16 protein-coding genes are annotated in these 23,193 nt (G+C 33.7%); 8 read left to right on the top strand and 8 right to left on the bottom strand.

Annotated features, from left to right (window positions below; all coding sequences use genetic code 11):
* Positions 1 to 11 precede the first annotated feature (11 nt).
* The 8 genes from OD917_RS02335 to OD917_RS02300 form a co-directional block, all read right to left on the bottom strand.
* Positions 12 to 1,991, bottom strand: a complete 1,980-nt coding sequence (locus OD917_RS02335; protein ID WP_263521930.1) for a glycoside hydrolase family 97 protein — start codon at positions 1,989 to 1,991, stop codon at positions 12 to 14.
* Between the two features lie 213 nt (positions 1,992 to 2,204).
* Positions 2,205 to 3,494, bottom strand: a complete 1,290-nt coding sequence (locus OD917_RS02330; protein ID WP_263521929.1) for a glycoside hydrolase 5 family protein — start codon at positions 3,492 to 3,494, stop codon at positions 2,205 to 2,207.
* A gap of 154 nt (positions 3,495 to 3,648) precedes the next feature.
* Entirely contained in the window at positions 3,649 to 4,878 is a 1,230-nt protein-coding gene (locus OD917_RS02325) for a glycoside hydrolase family 26 protein (protein ID WP_263521928.1), read from the bottom strand.
* Between the two features lie 6 nt (positions 4,879 to 4,884).
* Entirely contained in the window at positions 4,885 to 5,433 is a 549-nt protein-coding gene (locus tag OD917_RS02320) for a carbohydrate binding domain-containing protein (RefSeq protein WP_263521927.1), read from the bottom strand.
* Between the two features lie 27 nt (positions 5,434 to 5,460).
* The gene (locus OD917_RS02315; protein WP_263521926.1) at positions 5,461 to 6,651 is read right to left on the bottom strand and encodes an AGE family epimerase/isomerase; all 1,191 of its coding nucleotides are present in this window, start codon (positions 6,649 to 6,651) and stop codon (positions 5,461 to 5,463) included.
* Between the two features lie 6 nt (positions 6,652 to 6,657).
* Complete coding sequence (locus OD917_RS02310; protein WP_263521925.1) at positions 6,658 to 7,848, bottom strand: glycosidase; 1,191 nt, start codon at positions 7,846 to 7,848, stop codon at positions 6,658 to 6,660.
* 27 nt (positions 7,849 to 7,875) lie between these two features.
* Complete coding sequence (locus OD917_RS02305) at positions 7,876 to 9,261, bottom strand: MFS transporter (RefSeq protein ID WP_263521924.1); 1,386 nt, start codon at positions 9,259 to 9,261, stop codon at positions 7,876 to 7,878.
* 38 nt (positions 9,262 to 9,299) lie between these two features.
* Positions 9,300 to 10,436, bottom strand: a complete 1,137-nt coding sequence (locus OD917_RS02300) for a glycoside hydrolase family 26 protein (protein WP_263521923.1) — start codon at positions 10,434 to 10,436, stop codon at positions 9,300 to 9,302.
* 307 nt (positions 10,437 to 10,743) lie between these two features.
* Here OD917_RS02300 and OD917_RS02295 point away from each other — a divergent pair, with 307 nt between their 5' ends.
* The 8 genes from OD917_RS02295 (at position 10,744) to OD917_RS02260 (ending at position 23,086) form a co-directional block, all read left to right on the top strand.
* The gene (locus OD917_RS02295; RefSeq protein ID WP_111289028.1) at positions 10,744 to 11,622 is read left to right on the top strand and encodes an AraC family transcriptional regulator; all 879 of its coding nucleotides are present in this window, start codon (positions 10,744 to 10,746) and stop codon (positions 11,620 to 11,622) included.
* A gap of 318 nt (positions 11,623 to 11,940) precedes the next feature.
* The gene (locus OD917_RS02290) at positions 11,941 to 15,108 is read left to right on the top strand and encodes a SusC/RagA family TonB-linked outer membrane protein (protein ID WP_263521922.1); all 3,168 of its coding nucleotides are present in this window, start codon (positions 11,941 to 11,943) and stop codon (positions 15,106 to 15,108) included.
* A gap of 11 nt (positions 15,109 to 15,119) precedes the next feature.
* Positions 15,120 to 16,682 (top strand): RagB/SusD family nutrient uptake outer membrane protein, encoded by a 1,563-nt coding sequence (locus tag OD917_RS02285; protein ID WP_263521921.1) that lies wholly within the window; start codon positions 15,120 to 15,122, stop codon positions 16,680 to 16,682.
* Positions 16,683 to 16,702: 20 nt separating this feature from the next.
* Positions 16,703 to 17,770 (top strand): IPT/TIG domain-containing protein, encoded by a 1,068-nt coding sequence (locus OD917_RS02280; RefSeq protein ID WP_263521920.1) that lies wholly within the window; start codon positions 16,703 to 16,705, stop codon positions 17,768 to 17,770.
* Between the two features lie 63 nt (positions 17,771 to 17,833).
* A complete protein-coding gene (locus OD917_RS02275; protein WP_263521919.1) occupies positions 17,834 to 19,093 on the top strand; it encodes a fasciclin domain-containing protein in 1,260 nt (419 codons plus the stop codon).
* An 87-nt stretch (positions 19,094 to 19,180) separates the two neighbouring features.
* Entirely contained in the window at positions 19,181 to 20,413 is a 1,233-nt protein-coding gene (locus OD917_RS02270) for a glycoside hydrolase family 27 protein (protein ID WP_263521918.1), read from the top strand.
* 10 nt (positions 20,414 to 20,423) lie between these two features.
* Positions 20,424 to 21,386 carry a glycoside hydrolase family 5 protein gene (locus OD917_RS02265; protein ID WP_263521917.1) on the top strand — a complete coding sequence of 321 codons (963 nt, stop codon included), beginning with the start codon at positions 20,424 to 20,426 and terminating at the stop codon, positions 21,384 to 21,386.
* 608 nt (positions 21,387 to 21,994) lie between these two features.
* Positions 21,995 to 23,086: a porin gene (locus OD917_RS02260; protein WP_263521916.1), complete on the top strand. Its 1,092-nt coding sequence runs from the start codon at positions 21,995 to 21,997 to the stop codon at positions 23,084 to 23,086.
* The last annotated feature ends 107 nt before the right edge of the window (positions 23,087 to 23,193 follow it).

The raw sequence follows: 23,193 nt of genomic DNA, 5'->3' as shown, positions 1-23,193 counted from the left end.
TAAATCATCAATTATTTTATAATCATCGCCAATCCACCGCCACTAGCCAAACGATATTTTAGCTTTGTTGTCGAATCAACGGTTACAATTTCTTTTTTATAATCGGTTGCGGCTTTGTCAGCATTTAAGCCATCAGAGAAAATTTCAGCTTGGAATTTTTTGCCTTTTTCAAGAAAAGAAAAATCAATTGTAATATCTCTGGAATCCCAATTTGTAATCGCGCCTAAATACCAAGTATTGTCTTTTTTTCGGGCAATGGAAACAAATTTTCCAACTTCACCATCAAGAGCAACAGTTTCATCAAAAGTGGTTGGAACTTTAGCAATATAATCAGTGCTTTCTTGTTCCTTCATAAAAGCGGTTGGACTATCCGCCATCATTTGTAAAGGCGCTTCAAAAATCGTGTAAAGTGCCAATTGATGACATCTTGTTCCTTGACTCATTGGAGAAGAATGACTTGGTTTGAATTCGCTTTTTGTGGCATTTCGCATCGCGCCAGGAGTATAATCCATTGGACCAGCCATCATTCTTATAAACGGAATTGTCGTATCGTATAATGGCACATCATCATTTGGTGTCCATTTATTGTTTTCCAACCCTTTTACGCCTTCAAAATTTAAAATATTTGGATAAGTTCTCTGAATTCCAGTTGGTTTGTACATGCCGTGGAAATCCAAAAGCAACTTATAATTCGCCGCTTTTTGAGCAATATCATAAACCGAATTTACCATCTTAGCATCGTCGCGATCTAAGAAATCGACTTTAAAACCTTTGATTCCTAAATTGGCATAATTTTTTAAAATTCCGTCTGTGTTTTTAGTCAAAGCCATCCACGAACTCCATAAGATAATCCCAACATTTCGTTCTTTTCCGTACGCGATTAAAGCTTCTAAATCGACATTTGGATTATGTTTCATAATGTCTTCTTCCAAACTCCAGCCTTCATCTAAAACGACATATTCAACTTTATTTTTAGAAGCAAAATCAATGTAATATTTATAAGTCTGAGTATTGATTCCAGCTTTAAAATCGATATTGTAAATATTCCAATCATTCCACCAATCCCAAGCTACTTTTCCAGGTTTTATCCACGAAATATCTTTTATTTTTGAAGCTTCAGATAATTTTTGAACCATATCATTATTTGCTAAAGTAGCATCATTTTCAGAAATCACAATTGCTCTCCAAGGAAAAGTTCTCGTTCCTTTGGTTTTAACCAAATAATCAGCTCTTTCTGTAATTAATCTATTAATGTTGTTGAATCCGCCGTTGGTTTCCTTCAATGGGTATTTAGAAAAACGAGATTCAAAACCTGATTTATCTTTGTTATTTGTTACAAATAATCCTGGATAATCTTCTAGATTGGCTTCTAGAAAAACAGCCTTTTTATGATTTTTATAATCAATCAAAAATGGTAAAAAGGCTAAAGTATCTTTTGCAAATTCACTGATTTTTTTGTTTTCATAATGTGCTTCAAAAGAAGAAATATAAGGATCTTTCGGATTTCTTAAATCTCTTACATAAGGTATTAAAGTGTTGTAATCTTGATCAAAATTTAAAACTACTTCTTCAGATTTTACCGTAATATCTTTTTTCTTTTTGGTACTAAATCGATACGCAGCGCCATCATCAAAAACACGATATTCAATGCTGAAATCGTTTTTGAAATTTAAAGTTAGTTGATTGTAATGATTTTGAACCGATTTCTTTTTGTAAAGCGGTGTCTCAAATGAGTTATTTAAAGTTTCTTTTTTGGAATTAATAACAACTGGATTTTTTCCTAAAATTTGATTTTCATCTAAACTCAAAGACATTTCTGATGGAGCCAAAATCAAATCTTTTTCATGCGAAATTGTCCATGAAATTTTATTACTCACAGAAATTTTAACTTCAATTTTTCCGTCAGGAGAAGTTACCGTAAAATCTTGTTTCTTCTGCGAAAAAGAAAGATTTAGGAATAGTAAACAAAAAAGAATAAACGTATTTTTCATGCTATTTTTTTTGAACCATTTAAGTGATATAAGTTCATTTAATAAGTTTTAGTCAATAAAAGAATCTTATTTAATCTGTTGAAATCTTTTTAAATCTGCGTGAAATACTTTTTGCGTATAGATTTTTTCACGCAGATTTAAAAGAAGATTCAAAACAGATATTCGCAGATTAAATCTGGCTAAAATGAACTTATATCACTTATATGGTGGAAATTATTTTTTCTTCAATTCTAAATTGTATTTTTTTACAATTTCTAATGTCGATTTGTCTTCATTAAAAACAGAATTTAAACCCTGCGGTTCTTGCGGAGGATCTGTAGTAAATGGTTCTCCTGGATTCCATTTTCCGTCTGGATGAATCGCTTTCCCTTCGCCGCCATATCCCCAGAAATTTGCGGCCTGAAGCGGACCACCATTTTTACGGCTTTCAACAACTCTTCCAAAAATATAACTGTAAAATTGATCGCGATGAATAGAAGAAGCTCCAGCATTTAAATTCTCATTTTCTCTCGGAAGTCCGAATTCTTCAATGATAATTGGTCTTTTTAAATTATTAGCAACCTTAATGTGATCGTCAATATATTTTCCGGCGTTTTCGATTGTTTTTGGCATTGTTGCTTCGGCATTATCGGCCTTGAACCAATTCCAGTTTTTTGGCCAGATATGCATCGTCAAATAATCAATATTTGGATTTTGATGTGTTCTTTCGAAAATTTCCATGCTATCATTAGAGCTATTTTTCCCTTCAGAGCCTGTAGAAACCAAATGATTTTTATCTAAACTGTCAATTAAATCAACAATATTATTAAGCCATTTTGTGAATTTGGCTTCGTTTTCTACCGTAAAAAGTCTAGGTTCATTTCCAACTTGCCACGCCATAATCGTGTTGTCTTCGTTGTATTTCTTTTTAGAATAAGCGTTTGTTCTTCCAATAATAAACTTTACATGATTGTTTAAAGCTTCCATACAAGGTTCACAACTATGAAACTGTTCCGTATATGACATAAATTGCGGCCAAGTATTTGGCGGAATAGCAGGAACAGGAACAGGACCTTTGCCGTTCCATTCTAAATATTGCGACATTCCACCAGACCATTCCCAATTATTGGTTAAGTATAAAACCGCATACATATTGCGTTTGCTCATTTCGTTGATTAAGAAATCCAGACCGTCTAATAAATCTTCATCGTATTTTCCTTGTTCGTATTGTAATGCAGGACGAACGGTAAAATCGTATTTTCCGCCATCGGCACCAACCAAAACACGTAAATTATCGATTCCGTTTTTTTTCATTGCATCCAATTCACGCAAAAGTCTTTTACGATCGCCTATTTTTTTAGAAGCAAGCATACTTCCATACCAATAATTGGTTCCGATATAAGAATAAGGTTTGTCGCCTTTATAAAATTGGTTTCCTTTTACGGTAATTTTTTCTTGCGCCTGGCAAGCAATTGCTGAAAAAATTAAGGCTAAAGAAAGTGTTTTTAAAAATCTGTTTTTCATAATTTATATTTTAAGGAGCTAGTCCCGCTATTCGCTACAATCTTTTGTGGTGAACCCCACCACAAGAGGATTTTCGCTTCTATCGGGGCTAGGGCTTTATGTTATTTTAGAAGCTTTGATTTTAACTTGAAACCTAAAACTTGAAACAAAAAAACTATTTTGGCATTTCATACATCTTTGGCAATGAATTCGCCAAAGCCGATTTCGTTTTCAAGCTATAAGTTTTAAAATCATTTGCGTTTGATACAGAGCTATTTGGGACATAATAACCATCTGTGTTATTATTCCAAAACATGACATAACTTATCTGAATATCATTTTTGGTCAAAGCGCTGTACAATAAAGTCGAAAACCAATCTGTAATGGCTGGAGTTGTGCTTGTAACACGATAACCTGTTTCGGTTAGAGCTGCAATTTTTACTTTCGCTTTAGCATAATCAGAAAGAATTTTTAGTTTAGAATTTGCTCGATCAGATCCCGTTTGTCCTTGATTGCTAAAATCTCCATAATTATCCATTCCAATAATATCGACGTATTTGTCGCCTGGATAACGGCTTAAATAACTGGTTTCAGTAGTATAAGAATTATCAGGAGAAAAAGCATATAAAATGTTGTGTACGCCTTTTGTGTTTTTTAAATAATCAACCGTAAATTGATAGGCCTTTTTATATTCATCAGCTGTGCAGAAATCGGCTCCCCACCAAAACCAGCTTCCGTCAAATTCATGAAAAGGTCTAAAAATTATCGGAATCAATTCTCCATTTGAACCTTTTAAACTAGAAACTACACTCGCAACTTTATCTAGTTTTTTCTTGTACCATTCGTTGTTTGCTCCGCCCGGAAGAATGCTTCTAAAAGCAGTAGATTTTTGTTCCGAAGTCATATCAGCCGTATAGAAAGAATCTTCATTATAAGGTTCTCTCAAATGCCAACTGAAAGTGTTGATTATTCCTTTCGCGTAAGCGGCTTTAGTATCGGCAATAATTTTTTGTTCTTGCTGATAAAACCAGTTATCTGCTTGTTCATTATTGCTTTTGTCAGTAATAAACATGAAGTCTGAACCTAAAACTGCTTGATCAAAACCTGTATTTTTCTTGATGTCTGAATCTCCGCCAGCATCCTGATAAAAACTATTAAAAGCATCTTGTTGACCAATTGCCGTTTTTGTCTGAGACAATCTTTTTAAATTATAAAACAAAGCAACAGTTTCTTTTGTAGCATTGGCATCAACCATGTAGGAAGCAGCGTTTGAAGTCGTTAAAGGATCCTCTTGTGTTGGCGGATCTACGATAACTTCATCTGTAGAATCTTGATCTGAAGAACAGCTTGCCAAAAGAAAAACAGTTAAAGTCAGATAGATTATTTTAGAAAGATATTTTTTCATTTTAAATTATTTGTTTTGAGAATCTACTTGTGTATATTCTTCTTCTCCAAGTGCTTTTAGATTTACATCGTCAAAAAATACTGTTCCGTTTGTTTGTGCCAAAGCCAGCATGATTCTTATCTTTTTTGCGCCAGAAGGAATTTTAACTGCTTTTTTATAATTAGTCCAGCTAGTTGTTCCTTTTACTTGCGCAATGGTTTCTGTACTGATTTGTTTGTCATTATCATTTGTAAATTCTAAAATTACAGCTGCAGCTTTGTATTCTTCTTTTTGGTTTTCTACTTGATCTGTTTTGATCCACACACTGCATTCAACTGCATAAGTCAATTTCGGAATTAAAACAATTTGATCTAGTGCACGCCATTCCGCTCCTGTAAACTGATTGATCATGACGCTGTTCTTTCCCGATTTTTTTTCGTAAGGTGAAAGCGCAGCAATTTCTTCGCCTCTCCAATTTACCAGATCTCTCTCAAAAGCACCATTTTTAACAAGATTCATTTGGGCATTTGTTATTGCAGAAAGCAATAAAAGACAAAAAAGGAAAAGCTGTTTCATGACAATTAGAATTTAAAACATTAAATATTAATCTTGAATTCGGGCAATAAGTTCTAGACAGGCTCGACCGTTATGATAAGGGCATTTCCAGAATCCGGCTTTGTCTTTTTTCATTATAGAATAATCATCGTAAACGCCCCAAAACCATTCTCCGTTTTGATGATCTATCATGTATTTTTTTGTGAATTTCCAGATTTTGTACACAATGTCCAGATATTCTTCTTTTCCAGTTAATTGATAAGCATTGTAAAAGCCAATTAAAGCTTCGGCTTGAGGCCACCAATGTTTTTCAGGGATTAATTTTTTCTTTTCAGGATCATATTCATACCATAATCCGCCATCAGAATCAAGACCTTCCATTGTTACATTGGCAATCTGTACGGCGTGTTTTTTAAAATTGGCAATCAAAGTTTCGTTTCCTGAAATTTCGGCGCATTGCTGTAAAAGCCAAGCTGCTTCAATATCATGTCCATATGAAATCACATCTGGTTTTTCTTTCCAGTTTTCATCAAAAAACAAACGTAAATGTCCCGTTTCTGTATTAATGAAATATTTTTCGATCGTTTCTAATAATTCAACAATATCTTGATGGAGCTTTTCGTCTTTCCAGACTTTATATAAATTTACATAACCTTCAATAATATGAAGATGTGTATTCATTGTTTTCTTTTCGTTGGCATCTTTTGCGCTTAAACGCAAATCTTCAATGGGTTGCCAATCTCTGGTAAAAGCTTCGAAATAGCCTTTATTTAGCTTGTCATAACTATGTTCTTGGATTTTTGCATATAAGTTTTTAGCAATTTCTAACGCTCTTTCTTCTTTTGAAATTGTATAATATTCAGACAATCCATAAATAGCAAAAGCCAAAGCGTAAATCTGGTTTTTGGTGTCTTTTGGAGTTTTATCCTCATTTATACTCCAAAAAAGACCTCCAAACTGTGTGTCATAAAAATAAGCGGCAAGAAATTCGAATGCTCTTTTTGCCAGTTTTTTGTGGTTTTCGTTTTTAGTGGTTTGATAACTGGCAGAGAACGTCCAAAGAATTCGAGCATTAAGAACCGAACCTTTTTCTGCATTTGCAATTAGATGATCATTAAAATCGATTTGACCAACAAAACCGCCATTTTGATCGTCAATAGTACGCTGAGACCAATATTTTAGAATAGAATCAAGTTCCGCGGTTAGTTCCGATTTTAAAAGCTTTCTTTGTAATGACACGATATTTTAAATTGCGTTATTTTTTTCGATTTGATTAATTATTGTTTGCACTGAACCTGCTGAAATAAATGTATCTGCAGGCGTATTTATTACATAATCGACAAGTTTATCTACAGATGAAACCGCCACGTGCATTCTAGTATCTGAAGAAGCGTAATAAACGTAAACGGTTCCGTCTTCGTCTTCAATCCATCCGTTAGAAAATAAAACATTCGAAACGTCTCCAACTCTTTCAATTCCTTCAGGTCCCATAAAATGTCCTGCTGGTACGTGTGTTACTTTTGTAATATCATTCAAATCGGTCATGAACATATATAAAGTATAGCGTAATCCTGCAGCAGTATTTCGAACTCCGTGCGCTAAATGCAACCAGCCTTTTGAAGTTTTAATTGGAGCAGGACCCAAACCATTTTTTAATTCGTAAATCGTATGATATTGTTTTCCAAAAATGATTTTTTCATCTTTTACAACTGGATTTGTCATGTCTTCGACGTAACCTAAACCGATTCCGCCGCCAGATCCAACATCAATAAAACCATCTTGCGGACGTGTGTATAAAGCGTATTTTCCGTTTACAAATTCTGGATGTAAAACTACATTTCGCTGTTGTCCTGTATTCGAAATTAAATCGGGAAGTCTTTCCCAGTTTACTAAATCTTTAGAACGAACGATTCCAGCATTGGCTACAGCCGAACTTGTATCGCCTTTTGGAGCATTTGGATCTTTTCTTTCGGTACAGAAAATTCCATAAACAAATCCGTCTTCGTGATTAATTAAACGCATATCGTACACGTTGGTATCAGGTTCTTCAGTTTGTGGAATCACACAAGGCTTATCCCAAAATTTGAAGTTATCAATTCCGTTTGGACTTTCGGCGATAGCAAAAAAAGATTTTCTGTCGATTCCTTCTACACGGACAGCCAGTAAATATTTTCCATTCCATTTCATTGCTCCTGCATTGAAAGCTGCATTCACGCCAATTCTTTCTTGTAAAAACGGATTTGCTTTTTCGTTAAAATCGAAACGCCAGTTTAACGGAATGTGTGCTGCTGTTACAACAGGATTTTTGTAACGGTCATAAATGCCATTTCCTACTATTTCCTGAGGTGTATTTTTTTGCTCAAGCAGTGTTTTATGTTGTTTTTCTAATGCCGATTTTCTTTCTTGAAAAGTGGCTGAAGAGGTTATTGTTGTCATATAAATTAATTTCTTTGTCTTTGTTTTTTAATGATTTCTCTTTTCGTTTAAATCCTGTTCTATAATCTGTAATTTTTCTTCTGATAGGGGATAAAATAATATGAAAGCTACTGATATTGCTGCGGCAATTGCCGGAAGAATACTCAGCATTAATTGAATTCCGTTTTGAGCTGTTGCAGTCTGTTCAACATTGGCCTGAAAACCGTAATATCCTAAAAGCCATCCAGCGCCAGCGCCACCAATTGTCCATCCGAATTTTTGTGACATCGAAGAAGCCGAGAATACTAATCCTGTTGCTCTTCGGCCTTGTTTCCATTCTGAATAATCTGCACTATCTGCGTACATAGACCAGATTAATGGGAAAATGCATCCTGCACAAATACTAATTAAAACTTGGAAGCTCATGATTAAGAAAATATCTTCTTTTCCGAATAAATAGAAAATTAGACTTAAAATTGCTGCCAAAGCCATTGCTCCGAAGAAAGTTTTCTTTTTGCCAATTTTATTAGCAATAGGTGTTGCTGCAATAACTCCGATGATATTTGCTGCTTGTCCCAAAACCAAATAAATTGAAGTTGGTGTCATGTGGAAATCGGTTCCGAAAAGCGAAAAATCGAAGTTTATAGTACTGCTTACATAATATTTGAAATAATAAACTGCAGCACCGTCACGAATAGAATTAAAAACTAATGCTCCAATTCCTGCTCCAAGTAAAATCCACCAAGGCTTATTTTTTAGAAGATCTTTTAAATCTTCTTTTAGATTATTTTGTTCGTCTGCAATGGGTTTGATTCTTTCTTTTGTGAATAAAAAACAAGCCCAGAAAAAGATGGTTGTAATTAATCCGAAAACGGCAATTGTGGCAAGCCAGCCTGTTTTTGAATTTAAATTTCCACCGAAATAATTTACTAAAGGTTCAATTAACCAAAGCGCTAAAAGACTTCCTCCAAAAGCAAAAACCATACGGTAAGAAGAAAGTGTGTTTCTTTCTTTTCTGTCAGAAGACATAACTCCCAAAAGCGATGCATAAGGAACGTTGATTAAAGAATAAATCATCATCATCAAAGAATATGTAACGTAAGCATAGATGATTTTTCCTTTTTCGTCAAAATCTGGAGTGTAAAAAGTTAAAACTCCAATCACGGCAAAAGGTATTGCTACCCAAAGTAAATAGGGTCTAAATTTTCCCCATTTGCTTTTTGTTCTATCGGCTAGAATTCCAACGATTGGGTCGAAGCAAGAATCCCAGATTCTAGTAATTAAAAACATGGTTCCAACTACGGCAGGCGCCAATCCGAAAACGTCGGTGTAGAAAAACAGCAGATACATACTGAAAATTTTCCAAAACATAGATGAAGCAGCGTCTCCAAGTCCGTAACCAATTTTTTCTTTTAAACTAATTTTGTCGTGCATTAGATTTTTTTTAATGATTGTAATTTATTTTGGGGCAATTATTTTAATTTTTTCTGAATGTCTTTCTCAAAGATCGTTTGGTCAAGATTGTAAAAATCGACAAAATCTTTTTCGCTTACCTGACCTGAAAATGGTGCGTAGTAATGCATTTTTTGTTCTTTTTCCTGCCAGCCGTGATTTCTCCATAAAAGCACATAAGAAATTTTATAATCTCCAATTGCTTTTAATAAAGTTCCTGTCCACCATTTTGAGTCTGGAACTGCTTCATAACCAGCTTCTGCCAAAGCGATCAATTTATGTTTTTTTAGACTGATTTCGTTCAATATTTTAAATTGATTTTGGACTTCGCTAATAAATTTTTGACCATCTGGATCATTACTATTTTGATAACTGTCAAAACTTAAAATATCAGCGTAATTGTCACCTGGATAATTGGCTAAAAAATCAGCTTCACTGCCAAAACCACCTGTGTTGTAAACATAAATTAAGTTGTGAACTCCCTTTTTCTGAAGGTAATCAAAAGTGAATTTCCATGCTGTTTTGAATTCCTCTGGAGTACAATTTCCTTTTCCCCACCAGAACCATCCACCTGTAAGCTCATGGAAAGGTCTAAAAAGAATTGGGATATTTTTGCCGTTTTTATCTTTTAAAGACAAAAAGAAAACAGCTGCTTTATCTAACCAAGAAGTGAATTTTTTATGATTTTCTGCTCCAGGTAAAATGGTTTTTAAAGAATTTTTGGTATTATCCCAAGCATTTTTTCCAGTTGCAGGATTATCAAAGTGCCAGCTAATAGTAGAAATTCCACCTCTTGCATCTGCCTCAATGATATATTGTTTCATTTTAGCAAAAGGAACGCCGTCAATATTATTTGGACTGTCATTTTCTAAACCAGCGATATCCCAACCATAAACGGCAGGATAATCTCCAGCGACATCTTTTACATCACTTCGTCCATCTTCATATTTCCATTTTACCCCATAAGCCAAATCATCCTGATGTCCGAATAAAAAGCCTTTTTGAGTTAAAATGTTAAGTTCTTTATATAAAGACTTTGTTTCTGTTGTTGCTTTTTTATCTGAAAGTGACAAATTAGTATTACTTGCACTTTTTTGAGATATACAAGAACTGCTTATTATAGTTGCGGTCAAAAGCGTTAAAAAATGTTTTTTCATTGAGAAATTATTAGTTTGTTGTTTAGCTAAAAGCAAAATAAACAATGGTTTACAGTTTTAAAATTAAGAATATCATCAAGCCGAAAAATCCTTATGATATTCTTGTTAAAATTATTAAAACTATAAAAAGATCTTTAATTAAAAATGATTAATGTTTATTATTAATCTTCTTTTTAAAGAAATGATAATTAATTTTTTCAAAGATAAACGGATGATTATAGTGTAATTAATATTATTTTATCAATTATATATCATATTATTGCAGTCAAAAAATAAACGTATTGTTTTTCTGAAAATAGTTTTTAAGATGGGTACTGCAAAAAATTTTTATAGAGAAATTGCTCCGCTTGCTGCGGGCGACAGCTTTTTGGTTTTCGATCGAGTAAAAGACAGCTTTGATTTTCCAGTTCATTATCATCCGGAATTTGAGATCAATTTTATTCAAAATGGAAAAGGAGTGAAGAGGGTTGTGGGAGATAATATTGAAGAGATTGATAATGTTGAGTTGGTTTTGATTGGTCCGAATTTATATCACGGCTGGGAATTGAATAAATGTACGAGTAAAAAGATACACGAAATAACGATTCAGTTTCATAATGATTTATTTCATGAATCTTTATTGTCAAGACGTATTATGAATCCGATTCGAGATATGTTTAACAGATCTATTCACGGAATTTTATTTTCAAAAAAAACTGCTGAAGAATTGATGCCAAGACTTGTTAGGCTTTCAAAACTAGACGGTATGGACTATTTTTTGGAAATCACTTCTTTATTGTATGATTTGGCAAATTCAAGAAATCAACGCTTGCTTTCTACTTATACGGTAGATTATGATACGTTTGATGATTATGATAAAATGAAATTGGTTTATGAATATGTTCAAAAACATTTTGCTGAAAAAATTACTTTAGAAGATGTGGCAAATGTGGCAAGTATGTCGATTATTTCTTTTAACCGATTTATTAAAAAACGTACAGGAAAGACATTTGTTAATTATATAAATGATATCCGAATTGGTTATGCGGCGCGTTGGCTGGTTGAGAAAGACATGAGTGTTTCTGAAGTTGCTTTTAAATCTGGTTTTAATAACATAGCAAACTTTAATCGTAGTTTTAAAGCGACAAAAAACTGTACGCCGAGTCAATATCGCGAAGAATTTTCTGGTTTGAAGCGCATTTTATAGTGATACTTTTTTATCACTGATAAATATTATTTTTAACGAAAACGTTTGCTTTTTGAGATTTCATTGTTTTTTATTCATTGTTTAGGTTCTTTTTGAGTATTGTCTTTGCGAATAATATAATTTTTATATGATTTTATTTTCATATATGTTTTTTTAAGCGTTTAAAGTAAAAATATTATCATTAAATGATATAATATTATCGATTTGATAATCCTCTCTGTTATAGATTTGTTAAATAATTTGAAAGTAAAAATTACCCCTGACAATTTACTTTTGGATTATGCAATAAAACAAATTTAAACTAACCAAACATTTATTATGAAAAAACTAATGACTAGCTTCATTCATTGGAAGGCTAACCACAGAGCCGTTCCTTTGATATTATTTTTGTTGCTGAGCAGTAATTTTATTATGGCTCAGGTGAAGGTTTCGGGGACGGTTTCTGATGAGAAAGGACTGTCTATACCAGGAGCAAACATAGTGGTTACAGGTTCAAAAAAGACTGCTTCCACAGATTTTGATGGAAAATATTCCATTGAAGCACCCGCAAATTCTACTATTTCTGTTTCATTTATTGGCTATGTTGCCCAAACAATCAACGTTAAAAACGGAGGAACAATCAACGTTGTTCTGAAATTAAGCGCTGAAGATTTGCGTGAGGTACTAGTTAACGTAGGATATAGAAGTGTAAAGAAAAAAGATTTGACAGGAGCTATTTCTACTGTTACTTCCAAAGATATTGCAGATTCTCCACAAGTGTCTGTAGATCAATTATTGCAAGGTCGTGCTGCAGGGGTGACAGTTACCAATAATTCAGGGCAACCAGGAAGTAGTGTATCGGTTAAAATACGTGGAACTACTTCTATATCTGGAACTAATGAGCCATTATATATTATAGATGGTATTCCGATTTCTGGAGATGCTGCCAATACAGCTACCGGAGGTTCAATTGTTACGGGTTATTTAGGAACAAACACAGGAAACGTAACTTCAAGTCCTATTTCTTTTTTAAATCCTAATGATATCGAAACAATGGATATTTTAAAAGACGCTTCTGCAACTGCTATCTATGGTTCTAGAGCGTCGAATGGAGTTGTTATTATTACTACAAAAAGAGGGAAAAAAGGAACAGGAAAAATTACGTATGATTCTTTTTTGTCGATTCAAAATGTAACTCGTTTGCTGGATACAATGACTTTGAGTCAATATGCAACACAGCAAAATGCGTTAGCGGCTGTTTACGGTGTAGCGCCGAGAGATGAGTTTGCGGTTCCGTCTGTTTTGGGTAAAGGTACAAATTGGCAAGATGAGATTTATAAAACGGCGGTTATGACAAATCACCAGATTTCATTTTCGGGAGGGAAAGATGGCACTAATTACTATATTTCAGGAGGTTATGTGAATCAAGAGGGTATTGTTATTGGTTCTGGCTTTAAAAGATATAGTTTTAAAACAAATGTAGATAGCAAAATAAAAGATTGGCTAACTGTTGGAGTTTCTATTGGAGCAGGTATAACAAATGAAGATATTACAATTAATGGGGCGAGTAATGGTATCATTAGTACTTCTATTTTATCTACTCCAGATGTTGCAGTAAAAGATACGAGTGGAAATTATGCTGGCCCGCCAGCTGATGGATCAATTGGGGTTTGGATTAATCCGGTGGCTTCAGCTTTGATGAATACTAACAAGTTGATTAAAAAGAATTTCATAGGAAATTTTTATGCTAATTTTAGAATTGCAAAAGGACTTGAGTATCGATTTGATTTTGGAGGATCTACAAATATTGATAATTTTGAAGGTTTCCAGCCTACTTATAAATGGGGGGCAGCTGTTAGAGAGACTAATCAGTTGACAGAGAGAGCAAACAATTGGTATGGTCTTAATATTAAAAATGTTTTAACGTATAAGGTTGATGCAGGAAAACACCATTTTAACCTTTTAGGTGGTCAAGAAGCTAATGATAGTCATTGGTTCGGAAATTCACAAACAGTTTCTGGTCTGTTAAGTAATGATATTCATTCTATCAGTTTGGGTGATCCTGATACTCTTGTAGCTTCAGAGTACAAAGGAAGTTCTGCTTTATATTCTTTCTTTGGAACTTTTAATTACGATTATGATAATCGATATAGTGTGCAGGCAACAATGAGAGCTGATGGAAGTTCTAATTTTGGTCCAGGTCAAAAATGGGGTTACTTTCCTTCTGTTTCAGGATATTGGAAACTTTCAAACGAAAGTTTTATGGAGGGGACTAGAGATTATATTGATAATATCAAAATTAGAGCTGGGTACGGTGAGACAGGAAACCAAAATATTGGTGGTGGTGGTTACATGAGTACGGTTCGTGCAATAAAATCAGCAATGGGTAATTTCTTTACCGTTAATAATATTGCTAATCCAGACTTAACTTGGGAAACTTCAGAGCAAACAAACATAGGTCTAGATTTTACCCTTTTTAAGTCAAAACTTCAGGCAACATTTGAGGTGTATAGAAAACAGTCAGCTGGATTTTTATTTGTTTTGCCTCTACCTTATTATGTTACAGGTACTGATGCTTATCAAGGAGGTTTAGGAGCGCCAAGTGTAAATTTAGGAAGCTTAAGAAATCAAGGTTTTGAGATGACTCTAGATTACAATCAAAAGTTCGGACAAAATTTTACTTGGACTTCAAAAGTTAATTTCTTTACGAATGAAAATAAATTATTGAGCTTACAAGATAATTTTGATTTAACAAAAGATGTAATGCTTAATGATTACACTACTAAAGCGGTAACTAAAACAGTTGTTGGACGTCCAGTTGGGGAGTTTTATGGATATCAGACAGTTGGTATTATTAGAACTAATGAGCAATTAGCTAATGCGCCAATTCCGTATACTGGAAATAAAGCTGTGAAAAGCCAGTTAGGAGACGTTGAGTATGTAGATCAAAATAAAGATGGTTTGATTGATGATAAGGATTTAACCTATATAGGTAATCCGCAACCAAAGTTTAATTTTGGTTTTAATAACACCTTTAAATACAAAAATATTGATTTAGCCATGTTTTTGCAGGGGGTTGCTGGGAATAAAGTAATGAATTTAACAAGACGTGCTGGTACTAAAAACCAACGTTTGTATGAAAATCAATTGGCTGAAGCTGCAGATTTTTGGACGCCAGATAATGTTGATGCAAAATATCCAAGACCTGACGGTGCAGATGGGCATCCAAATATAGCTATCTCTGACCGCTATGTAGAAGACGGTTCTTATTTAAGAATTCAACAGGTTATTTTAGGTTATAATATGCCTTCGGATGTGATTTCAAAAGCTAACATTAGTAAATTAAGATTCTACTTTGGTATTCAAAATCTTTACACATTTACTAAATATACTGGTTATGATCCAGAGGTGGGATCTTATAATCAAGACCCTTTACTGTCAGGAATTGATTCTGGTCGTTACCCAACCAATCGTAGTTTCACTTTTGGATTGAATTTAGAATTTTAATTACTACTCTTATGAAAAAATATATCAATATAAAGACCTTAGTTTTATTCTTAACACTAGGTTTGGCAACTACTTCTTGCAGCGAAGATTTCTTGGATCGCCCATCTGAAGATAGTTACAGCAGTGACCAGTTCTATAATAGTGATGAACAAGTAGCTAGGACTACCTATGGTATGTATGGCGCAATGTGGGCTCCTTATTACACAAAGAATTTTTATGCATTGTCTGAGTTATCATCAGGAAACTGTTTGGCATATGCAGATGGACCAGAATTGATCCAGTTTAAATTGACTTCTGATAGTCCAATTTTGTTGGATCCTTGGAGAGCTTGTTTTGCAATTGTAGCACAATCGAATAATTTAATTAATAATATTGAAAGTAATGCTACTGCAAATGTAAGTGCAGCAGTAATTAAAAATACTATTGCAGAGGCGCATTTCTTTAGAGCGATCGCTTATTTCTATCTAGTTCGTTTATATGGACCTGTGCCTATTATTGAGGATAATTTAGCTTTAGCAAAAGATCCTTTGGTGAATACAAATAGAATTGAAGACGTTTATACATTTATTGAAAACGATTTAAAATTCGCTGCATCAAATCTAAAATCAAAAATTAGATCTAGATCTGCTAGTGGTGATAATATTTTTGTAACTCAAGGTTCTGCCGAAGCATTTTTAGCTAAAGTTTATCTGTACGAGAAAAAATATTCGGATTCTAAGATAATGGCTGAAAAAGTAATTAATTCTGGTGAGTTTGGATTGTTGCCAAATTTTGCAGATTTGTTTTTGACAAGTAAAAACAATAACGAAGAATCTATTTATTCTTGGCAATGGTCTGGAGCAATAAACACTTACGGAGGAGGAAATTTCTCTAATATTCAATATGGTTTGGATATTTTAAATGATAATGCTTCGTATGGTGCTACTTATGTGCCAAGTAATGATGTTCAGGATGCTTTTGAAATTGGAGACTTAAGAAGAAAGGAATCTTTTATGATTTACGGAGATTCTTATCCTAATATGAAAGCTGACGGAGAAGTGGGCTTTGTAATGGACAAGGCTAAATATGGAGATGTATTGGCTAATACTGGTGCGGCGGTTAAGAAATATGTTGTAGGTCAGGCGACTAGCGAAACAGGACCAGCTGATTCATGGGGAGGTATGAATAACTGTAACTACATTATGCGTTATGCAGATCTTTTGTTGATTCATGCTGAGGCAATTATGGCAGGAGCTGATGAAACTACAAATGCAGCGGCAAAAGAATCGTATAATAAAGTTAGACTTAGAGCAGGTCTTGGTGCTTTAGGAACAAATGTGCCATTAACAAAAGCAGCTTTATTTCACGAACGTAGAGTTGAATTTGCTTTTGAAGGAGAGTTTTGGTTTGATTTAGGAAGACTTCCACGTCAAGAGGCAATCAATATCATTTCTCAGCAAGATAGAGGTTTTGATTCTCAAGGGGTAATGCATTATACGCCAACACCTACTGATTTTACTTACCCAAAACCAGATATCGAAGTTAGAAAAAATCCAAAGTTGAAAGAGGCACCAGTTCCTTACAATTTTAACTAATTTTTTAAAAGTAAATCACTATGAAAAATATAAAAAATAGAATGTTATTGAAGTTGTATTTTTTGGCTTCGATTTCAATTTTGCTGTTCGCTTCTTGTTCAGATGACTCGGGAGATTCTGCTGGCAAGCTTGCTGTAACAGGAATTAGCAGATCTGTTATTGATGATCCTTTAGTTGAAGGAGATAGACAAGTTGATGTTCCTACAGATATTATTAACGCAGGAAATTATTATATCATTAGAGGATCTGGTTTCGCTACGTTAAAATCAATTTCGTTTAATGGAATGGAATCTTATTTTAATCCAACAATGGTAACAGATAATGCAATCGTTGTTTTAGTGGATCAAAAAACTCCATATTACAATGAAATGGACGAAATGAAAATCGTTACTAATATTGGAACTTTAAACTACAAAGTGGCCATTAGACCGCCAAGTCCAAATATTAAAGGATTTCCAATTAACCCAAATCCAGGTGATATAATCACGATTACAGGAGAATACTTTTTACATCCTGTTGTGAATTTTGGGGATACAGCTGTTGAGCCAATTTCTTCTACATTAACAGAGATTAAAGTGCAGGTGCCAAATAATATTCAGTATAAAAGCTTATCGATAACTAACGTATCGGGTACAACTGTTGCAGGTCAGTCTTTAGGTTCTGCGATTTACGATGATGCTTATACTAGTTTGATGAGTTATAATGGGCTTTGGAGACCAGCAACTAATCATTATGATATTGCTTATGATAAAGATTCATCACAAGGGACAAAATGTATCAATTGGACTTCTGGACCAGATTGGGATGGTTTATATATTGGTATTGATAAATCTAAAGTTGATCTTTCTAAATATAAAGCGATCCGTATCAGTATTAAAGGTGAGAAAGCAGGTTCTGTTTCAGCTATTATAAATGGTAATTGGGGAGCTACTTATCCACTTAAATTTGGAACAAGCTGGACTTATTTAGAAATTCCGATTTCAAGTGTTGGAAGTCCTACTGAGTTAACAGAAGTGACTTTTCAGGAAACAGGAGGTTTTGGAGGAAACAATTTATTTATCGATGATATTGGACTGGTGTTAAAATAATTGTGACGGATAAGAAAGGTTTATCCCTAATGAGATCCATATTTAAAAACTAAAAGAGAATTTATGAAAAATATATATAATAAAGTAAAACATATTGCTGTATGTGTCTTTTTGGTTGTCGCGGCTTCTTCTTGCGATAATGATATTCCAGATATAGGAGGAGCGCAGCAAAATTATAACACAGCATACGGATTGCTTTTGGCAAATAGTAATTTAACTACGTTTGTAAAAGCAATAGAATTAGCTGGTCTAGAATCGACATTAAATACAGCTGACGATTACACCTATTTTGTTCCTAGCGATGCGACTTTTTCTACTTACTTGGTAGACAATGGTTATGTAAATGATTTAGGATATCCTGATATTAATTTGGTTCCTGTAGATGATTTGAAGCAACTAGTTTTGAGCCATGTTGTTAAAGGTGTTAAGAAAAGAGTAGGTCAACTTGAAGGTGTTGAGGCTGATTATTTAACAACTGGCGATTATGCTACAATGGCAAATGCAGTAAATCCTGATTTATATTTATTAAGCATCAATGTAACTAATGGTGTTTTAAAAGTAAACGGATCTGATAAAGAAGCTCCAGGACTAGATTATTACGCAACAAATGGTTTTGTAAATGTTTTAAGCAATGTAATTGAGTTAACTCCGCCAGCTCCAGCAATCACAAGCTTGTCGCAAGTACTGGCTTCTGCGGGAGATGTTATTACAATTACAGGTCAGAATTTTGTGAAAGTTAAAAGTGTAAAATTCGGATCTACTGAAGCTACATTTACAGCAGTGTCTAAAACGGAAATAAAAGCAACTGTTCCAGCTGATTTTGATTCATATGCTCTTATTGTAGTAGAGACTGAATTTGGAGTTTCTGCACCAAGCAGTATAGGTCTTAAATATTTACTATACGAAGACTCATTGAAAGGATGGGGCTGGGGCTGGGGAGGCGATATCACCTGGGAAAGCACAGAAAATGTAAGCAGAGGAACTTATGCAATTAAAAAAGTTGCTGAGGCTTGGAGTGGACTTTTCATGCATTCTGATTTAGCTCTTAATACTGCCGATTATCAATTTGTTAAAATGTCTATTTTCCCTACTGAAAGTACCAAAATTATGGTGACTATAAATAGTGATACGGGTGATTCTAGTAAAGGGACTACTGTGACTTTAATACCAGGACAATGGAATAATATTTCAATTCCTATCTCAGATTTACATCCAGATCTTATCCCTGGAGGAAACTTTGACAGTGTATTTATTCAAGAATTTTCTGGAGGTACAATTACTCCATCTAGTGTTATTTACATTGACGACCTAGGATTTTTATAAAAAATAATTTGTTTGAGTTAGTTTGAAAATGTTCCCTTATTGAAAAATTAGGGAACATTTTTTTAAAGTATATTAAATTAAAAAAAGATGAAAAAAATAGCTTTGTTATTCGCCTTAAGTCTTACTTCTTTTTGTTTTAGTCAAGGAAATACACATAAACAGCAAGCGGGAAAATTTGAAGGACTTGCAATGACGCCACCAATGGGATGGAATTCGTGGAATACTTTCGCAACTAATATTGATGAGAAATTAGTGAAAGAAACGGCAGATATTATGGTTTCTTCTGGTTTGGCAGCTGCAGGTTACAACTATATTGTTTTAGACGATGGTTGGATGACACACGAACGTGACGTAAATGGTGATTTAGTGCCAGATCCTGAAAAATTTCCAAGCGGAATGAAAGCAGTTATTGATTATGTGCACAGTAAAGGCCTTAAATTCGGATTGTACAATTGTGCTGGAACAAAAACTTGTGCAGGTTATCCAGGAACACGTGGTTATGAATATCAGGATGCAAGATTTTATGCAAAACTAGGAATAGATTTCTTAAAATATGACTGGTGCAATACAGAAGGAATTACGGCAAAAGAAGCTTACACTACCATGAGTAATGCGCTAAAGACAGCTGGAAGACCAATAGTTTTTAGTCTTTGCGAATGGGGCGATAATCAGCCTTGGGAATGGGGGAAACCTGTTGGAAATCTTTGGAGAATTTCGGGAGATATTTATCCTTGTTTTGACTGCGAATTCAAACATCCAGAAAATTGGTCATCTTGGGGATTTATGAAAATTGCTGATATGAGAAAGGATATTCGTAAATATTCAGGACCAGATCATTGGAATGATTTTGATATGATGGAAGTTGGAAACGAGATGAATGACACCGAAGATAAATCGCATTTTGCAATGTGGTGTATGTTGTCATCGCCTTTGTTTACTGGAAATGATTACAGAAAAATGTCTAAAGAAACTCTCGCAATTTTAACTAATAAAGAATTATTGACAGTAAATCAGGATAAGCTTGGAATTCAAGGCTTTAAATATGCTATCTTAGACGGAGTAGAAGTATGGGTAAAACCGCTTTCTGATGGAGCTTGGGCAGTTAGTTTTATAAATAGAACTGAAACTTCGAAAAAGGTCAATTTCGATTGGAAGAAAAACAATATAAAAGATGCTGATTTTGGATATGAAGCAGATTTTAGAAAAACAATCTTCAAAATAAAGGACCTTTGGAAGAATAAAGAAGTTGGAAACACTAAAAAAGCTTTTAATGCAGAAATCGCTTCTCATGACGTTGTTACCTTAAAATTAATCCCTTAATCAATATGTTATGAAATCAAAGTTTTGGTATGCTACTTTTTTTCTTTTAATGATTGTGAACGTTTCAAAGGCACAATTTGTAAAACAGCACGGTCAGTTAAGTGTTCTAGGAACGCAGCTTGTGGATAAAAATAATAATCCCATTGTGCTCCGCGGACTAAGTTTTGGATGGCATAGCATGTGGCCGAGATTTTATAATGAAAAGGCAGTAAGTTGGTTGAAAAAGGATTTTAATTGTAATGTAGTTCGTGCTGCAATGGGAATCGAACTTGGAGATTACTCCTATATAAATGACCCGCAGTTTTCTAAAGAAAAAATTGAGGCTGTAATCAAAGGAGCTATAAAATCAGATATTTATGTAATTATAGATTGGCACAGCCACAATATAAATCTAAAGGAAGCTAAAGCCTTTTTTGAGGAGATGTCTAAAAAGTACGCCAAGTATCCCAACATTATTTATGAAGTATTCAATGAGCCAGATCACGAAACTTGGTGGGAAGTAAAAAACTATGCAGAAGAAGTTATAAGAGTAATAAGAGAAAACGATCCTAATAATATTATTTTGGTAGGATGTCCGCACTGGGATCAAGATATTGATCTTGCAGCAGAAGATCCTATAAGAGATTATACTAATATAATGTATACCATGCATTTTTATGCAGCTACCCATGGCAAAGAATTAAGAGATAGAACAGATTTGGCAATCAAAAGTGGATTACCAGTATTTATTTCAGAATCTGCAGGAATGGAAGCATCAGGAGATGGCCCTCTTAATATAAAAGCTTGGCAAGAATATATAGATTGGATGGAATCTAAAAAGTTAAGCTGGATTACTTGGTCTGTGTCTGATAAAGATGAAACATGTTCTATTTTAAAAAAATCAGCAAGCTCAGAAGGCAAATGGAAAGATGAAGATTTAAAAGAATCAGGAATTAAGGTTCGTGAATATTTAAGAAAGTATAATAAAGAATAATAAGTATAGTTAGATCTTTTTTGTGAAAACCCGTTCAAATTAAATGAACGGGTTTTTTGGTTTTATTATGTTTTTTTGTGTTTTAAAAAGAGTAGGATTTAATGTAAAAGTGCTTTTTAATGCATAGCTTTTTTTGTAGGAATTTTTTATTACGAATGTAGTACTGGCTTTTTGGTTTTTATACCGTTTGTATTTTTGTGTTTTATTTTATTTTTAATTACACCCCTATTTTTTATAGGGGTTGTGTTTTTTAAAAATGTTTTTTAGGTGTTTTGACTATAATTTTTGTAGTAATTTTTACTTTTACCTAGTTTTATTTTGTATTAATGGCTAAAAATGTGTTGTTGAATTTTCAAAAACAAATATCGATAAATATGAAATAATGATTATTGTTGATTTAATTTTTGTAATCCATAATTCTTTGCCTAAAACGTCAAAAAAGCAGTTTTGAATTATTCTGATCATACAAAAGTTAATAAATTCGCTAATGAAAATGATGATGATTTGAAGGGCGCATGAAAGGTTTTAGAAATGACTTATACTATTAAATAGATATATAAACGATTAACTAACCAGAATCAATTAATAACTAAAAACCAATTTAAAACATGAAAAAAGCATTTCACATTTTAGCCGCGATGTTAACAAGTTCTTTTGCCTTTGCCCAAGAAGATGAAGCTGCCGCTTCTCCAGCAACCACATGGGGAGGGTCTGCAGATGCGTACTATAAATATGATTTTTCAAAACAGATGAATGGATTAACGAGCTTCACCAACTCACAAAATTCATTCGAGTTAGGAATGGCTTCTGTAGAAGCAAGTCATACTTTTGGAAAAGCTTCTGTATTCGTAGACTTAGGTTTCGGAAAAAGAGCAGCAGAATTTTCATATAACGAAACACCAGACAAAGATGCAAGTGCAAAATTTTTAATTAAACAATTATACTTTACATACAATCTAACAGATGAATTTAAAGTAGTAGCGGGTAGTTTCGGAACTCATATTGGTTATGAGGTTTTGGATGCCGTAGATAATAAAAACTACAGTATGTCTTATGCTTTCTCTTATGGGCCATTTTTTAACACAGGGGTTAAAGCACAATATACATCTGGTAAATTTACAGCTATGTTAGGATTAACAAATCCAACTGATTTTAAATCAGCAATGGATGCAGGATCTTACCAAAAAACGTTCATTGGACAAGTAGGATATATTGGTGATACAGGAAGTGCATATTTGAATTTTACAACAGGAAGTACTAACCCGATACCAGGAAGTGTAATTCCAGTTTCAGACGAAAATAAAACGCAATTTGATTTAACTGCGTCTAAAACACTTAGCGATAGTTTTGCACTTGGATTAAATGCAACTTATGCTAAAACAACTAATGATTTTGACAGTACTCTAGATGGAGAATGGTTTTCATTAGTAGGATATGCTAACTATTCTTTCAGCCCATCATTGCTTTTAGCTTACAGGCTAGAATATTTTGACGCTAAAGATGCAGCTCCAAGTTTAGGAACTTTGGCAGGATCTAGTGTGTTTGCTAATACAGTTTCTTTAAACTATAAAGTTGGAAAGTTAACGATCATTCCTGAGCTAAGATACGATGCAGCTTCTGAAGATATATTTTTAGATAAAGATGCGTTACCTACAGGAGGAAGCTTCTTTGCTTTAATTGCTACAACATACTCTTTCTAAGAAAGAGATAAAGATTGATATTTTTTTTTTTTTTTTTGGAGCTGTCGAAACATATTAATGTTTTGGCAGCTTTTTTATTTAGTTGAGGTTTGGAAGTTTCAAGTTTG

Source organism: Flavobacterium sp. SH_e (assembly GCF_025717045.1).
GTDB lineage: Bacteria > Bacteroidota > Bacteroidia > Flavobacteriales > Flavobacteriaceae > Flavobacterium.
This window is presented reverse-complemented; position numbering and strand designations above follow the sequence as displayed.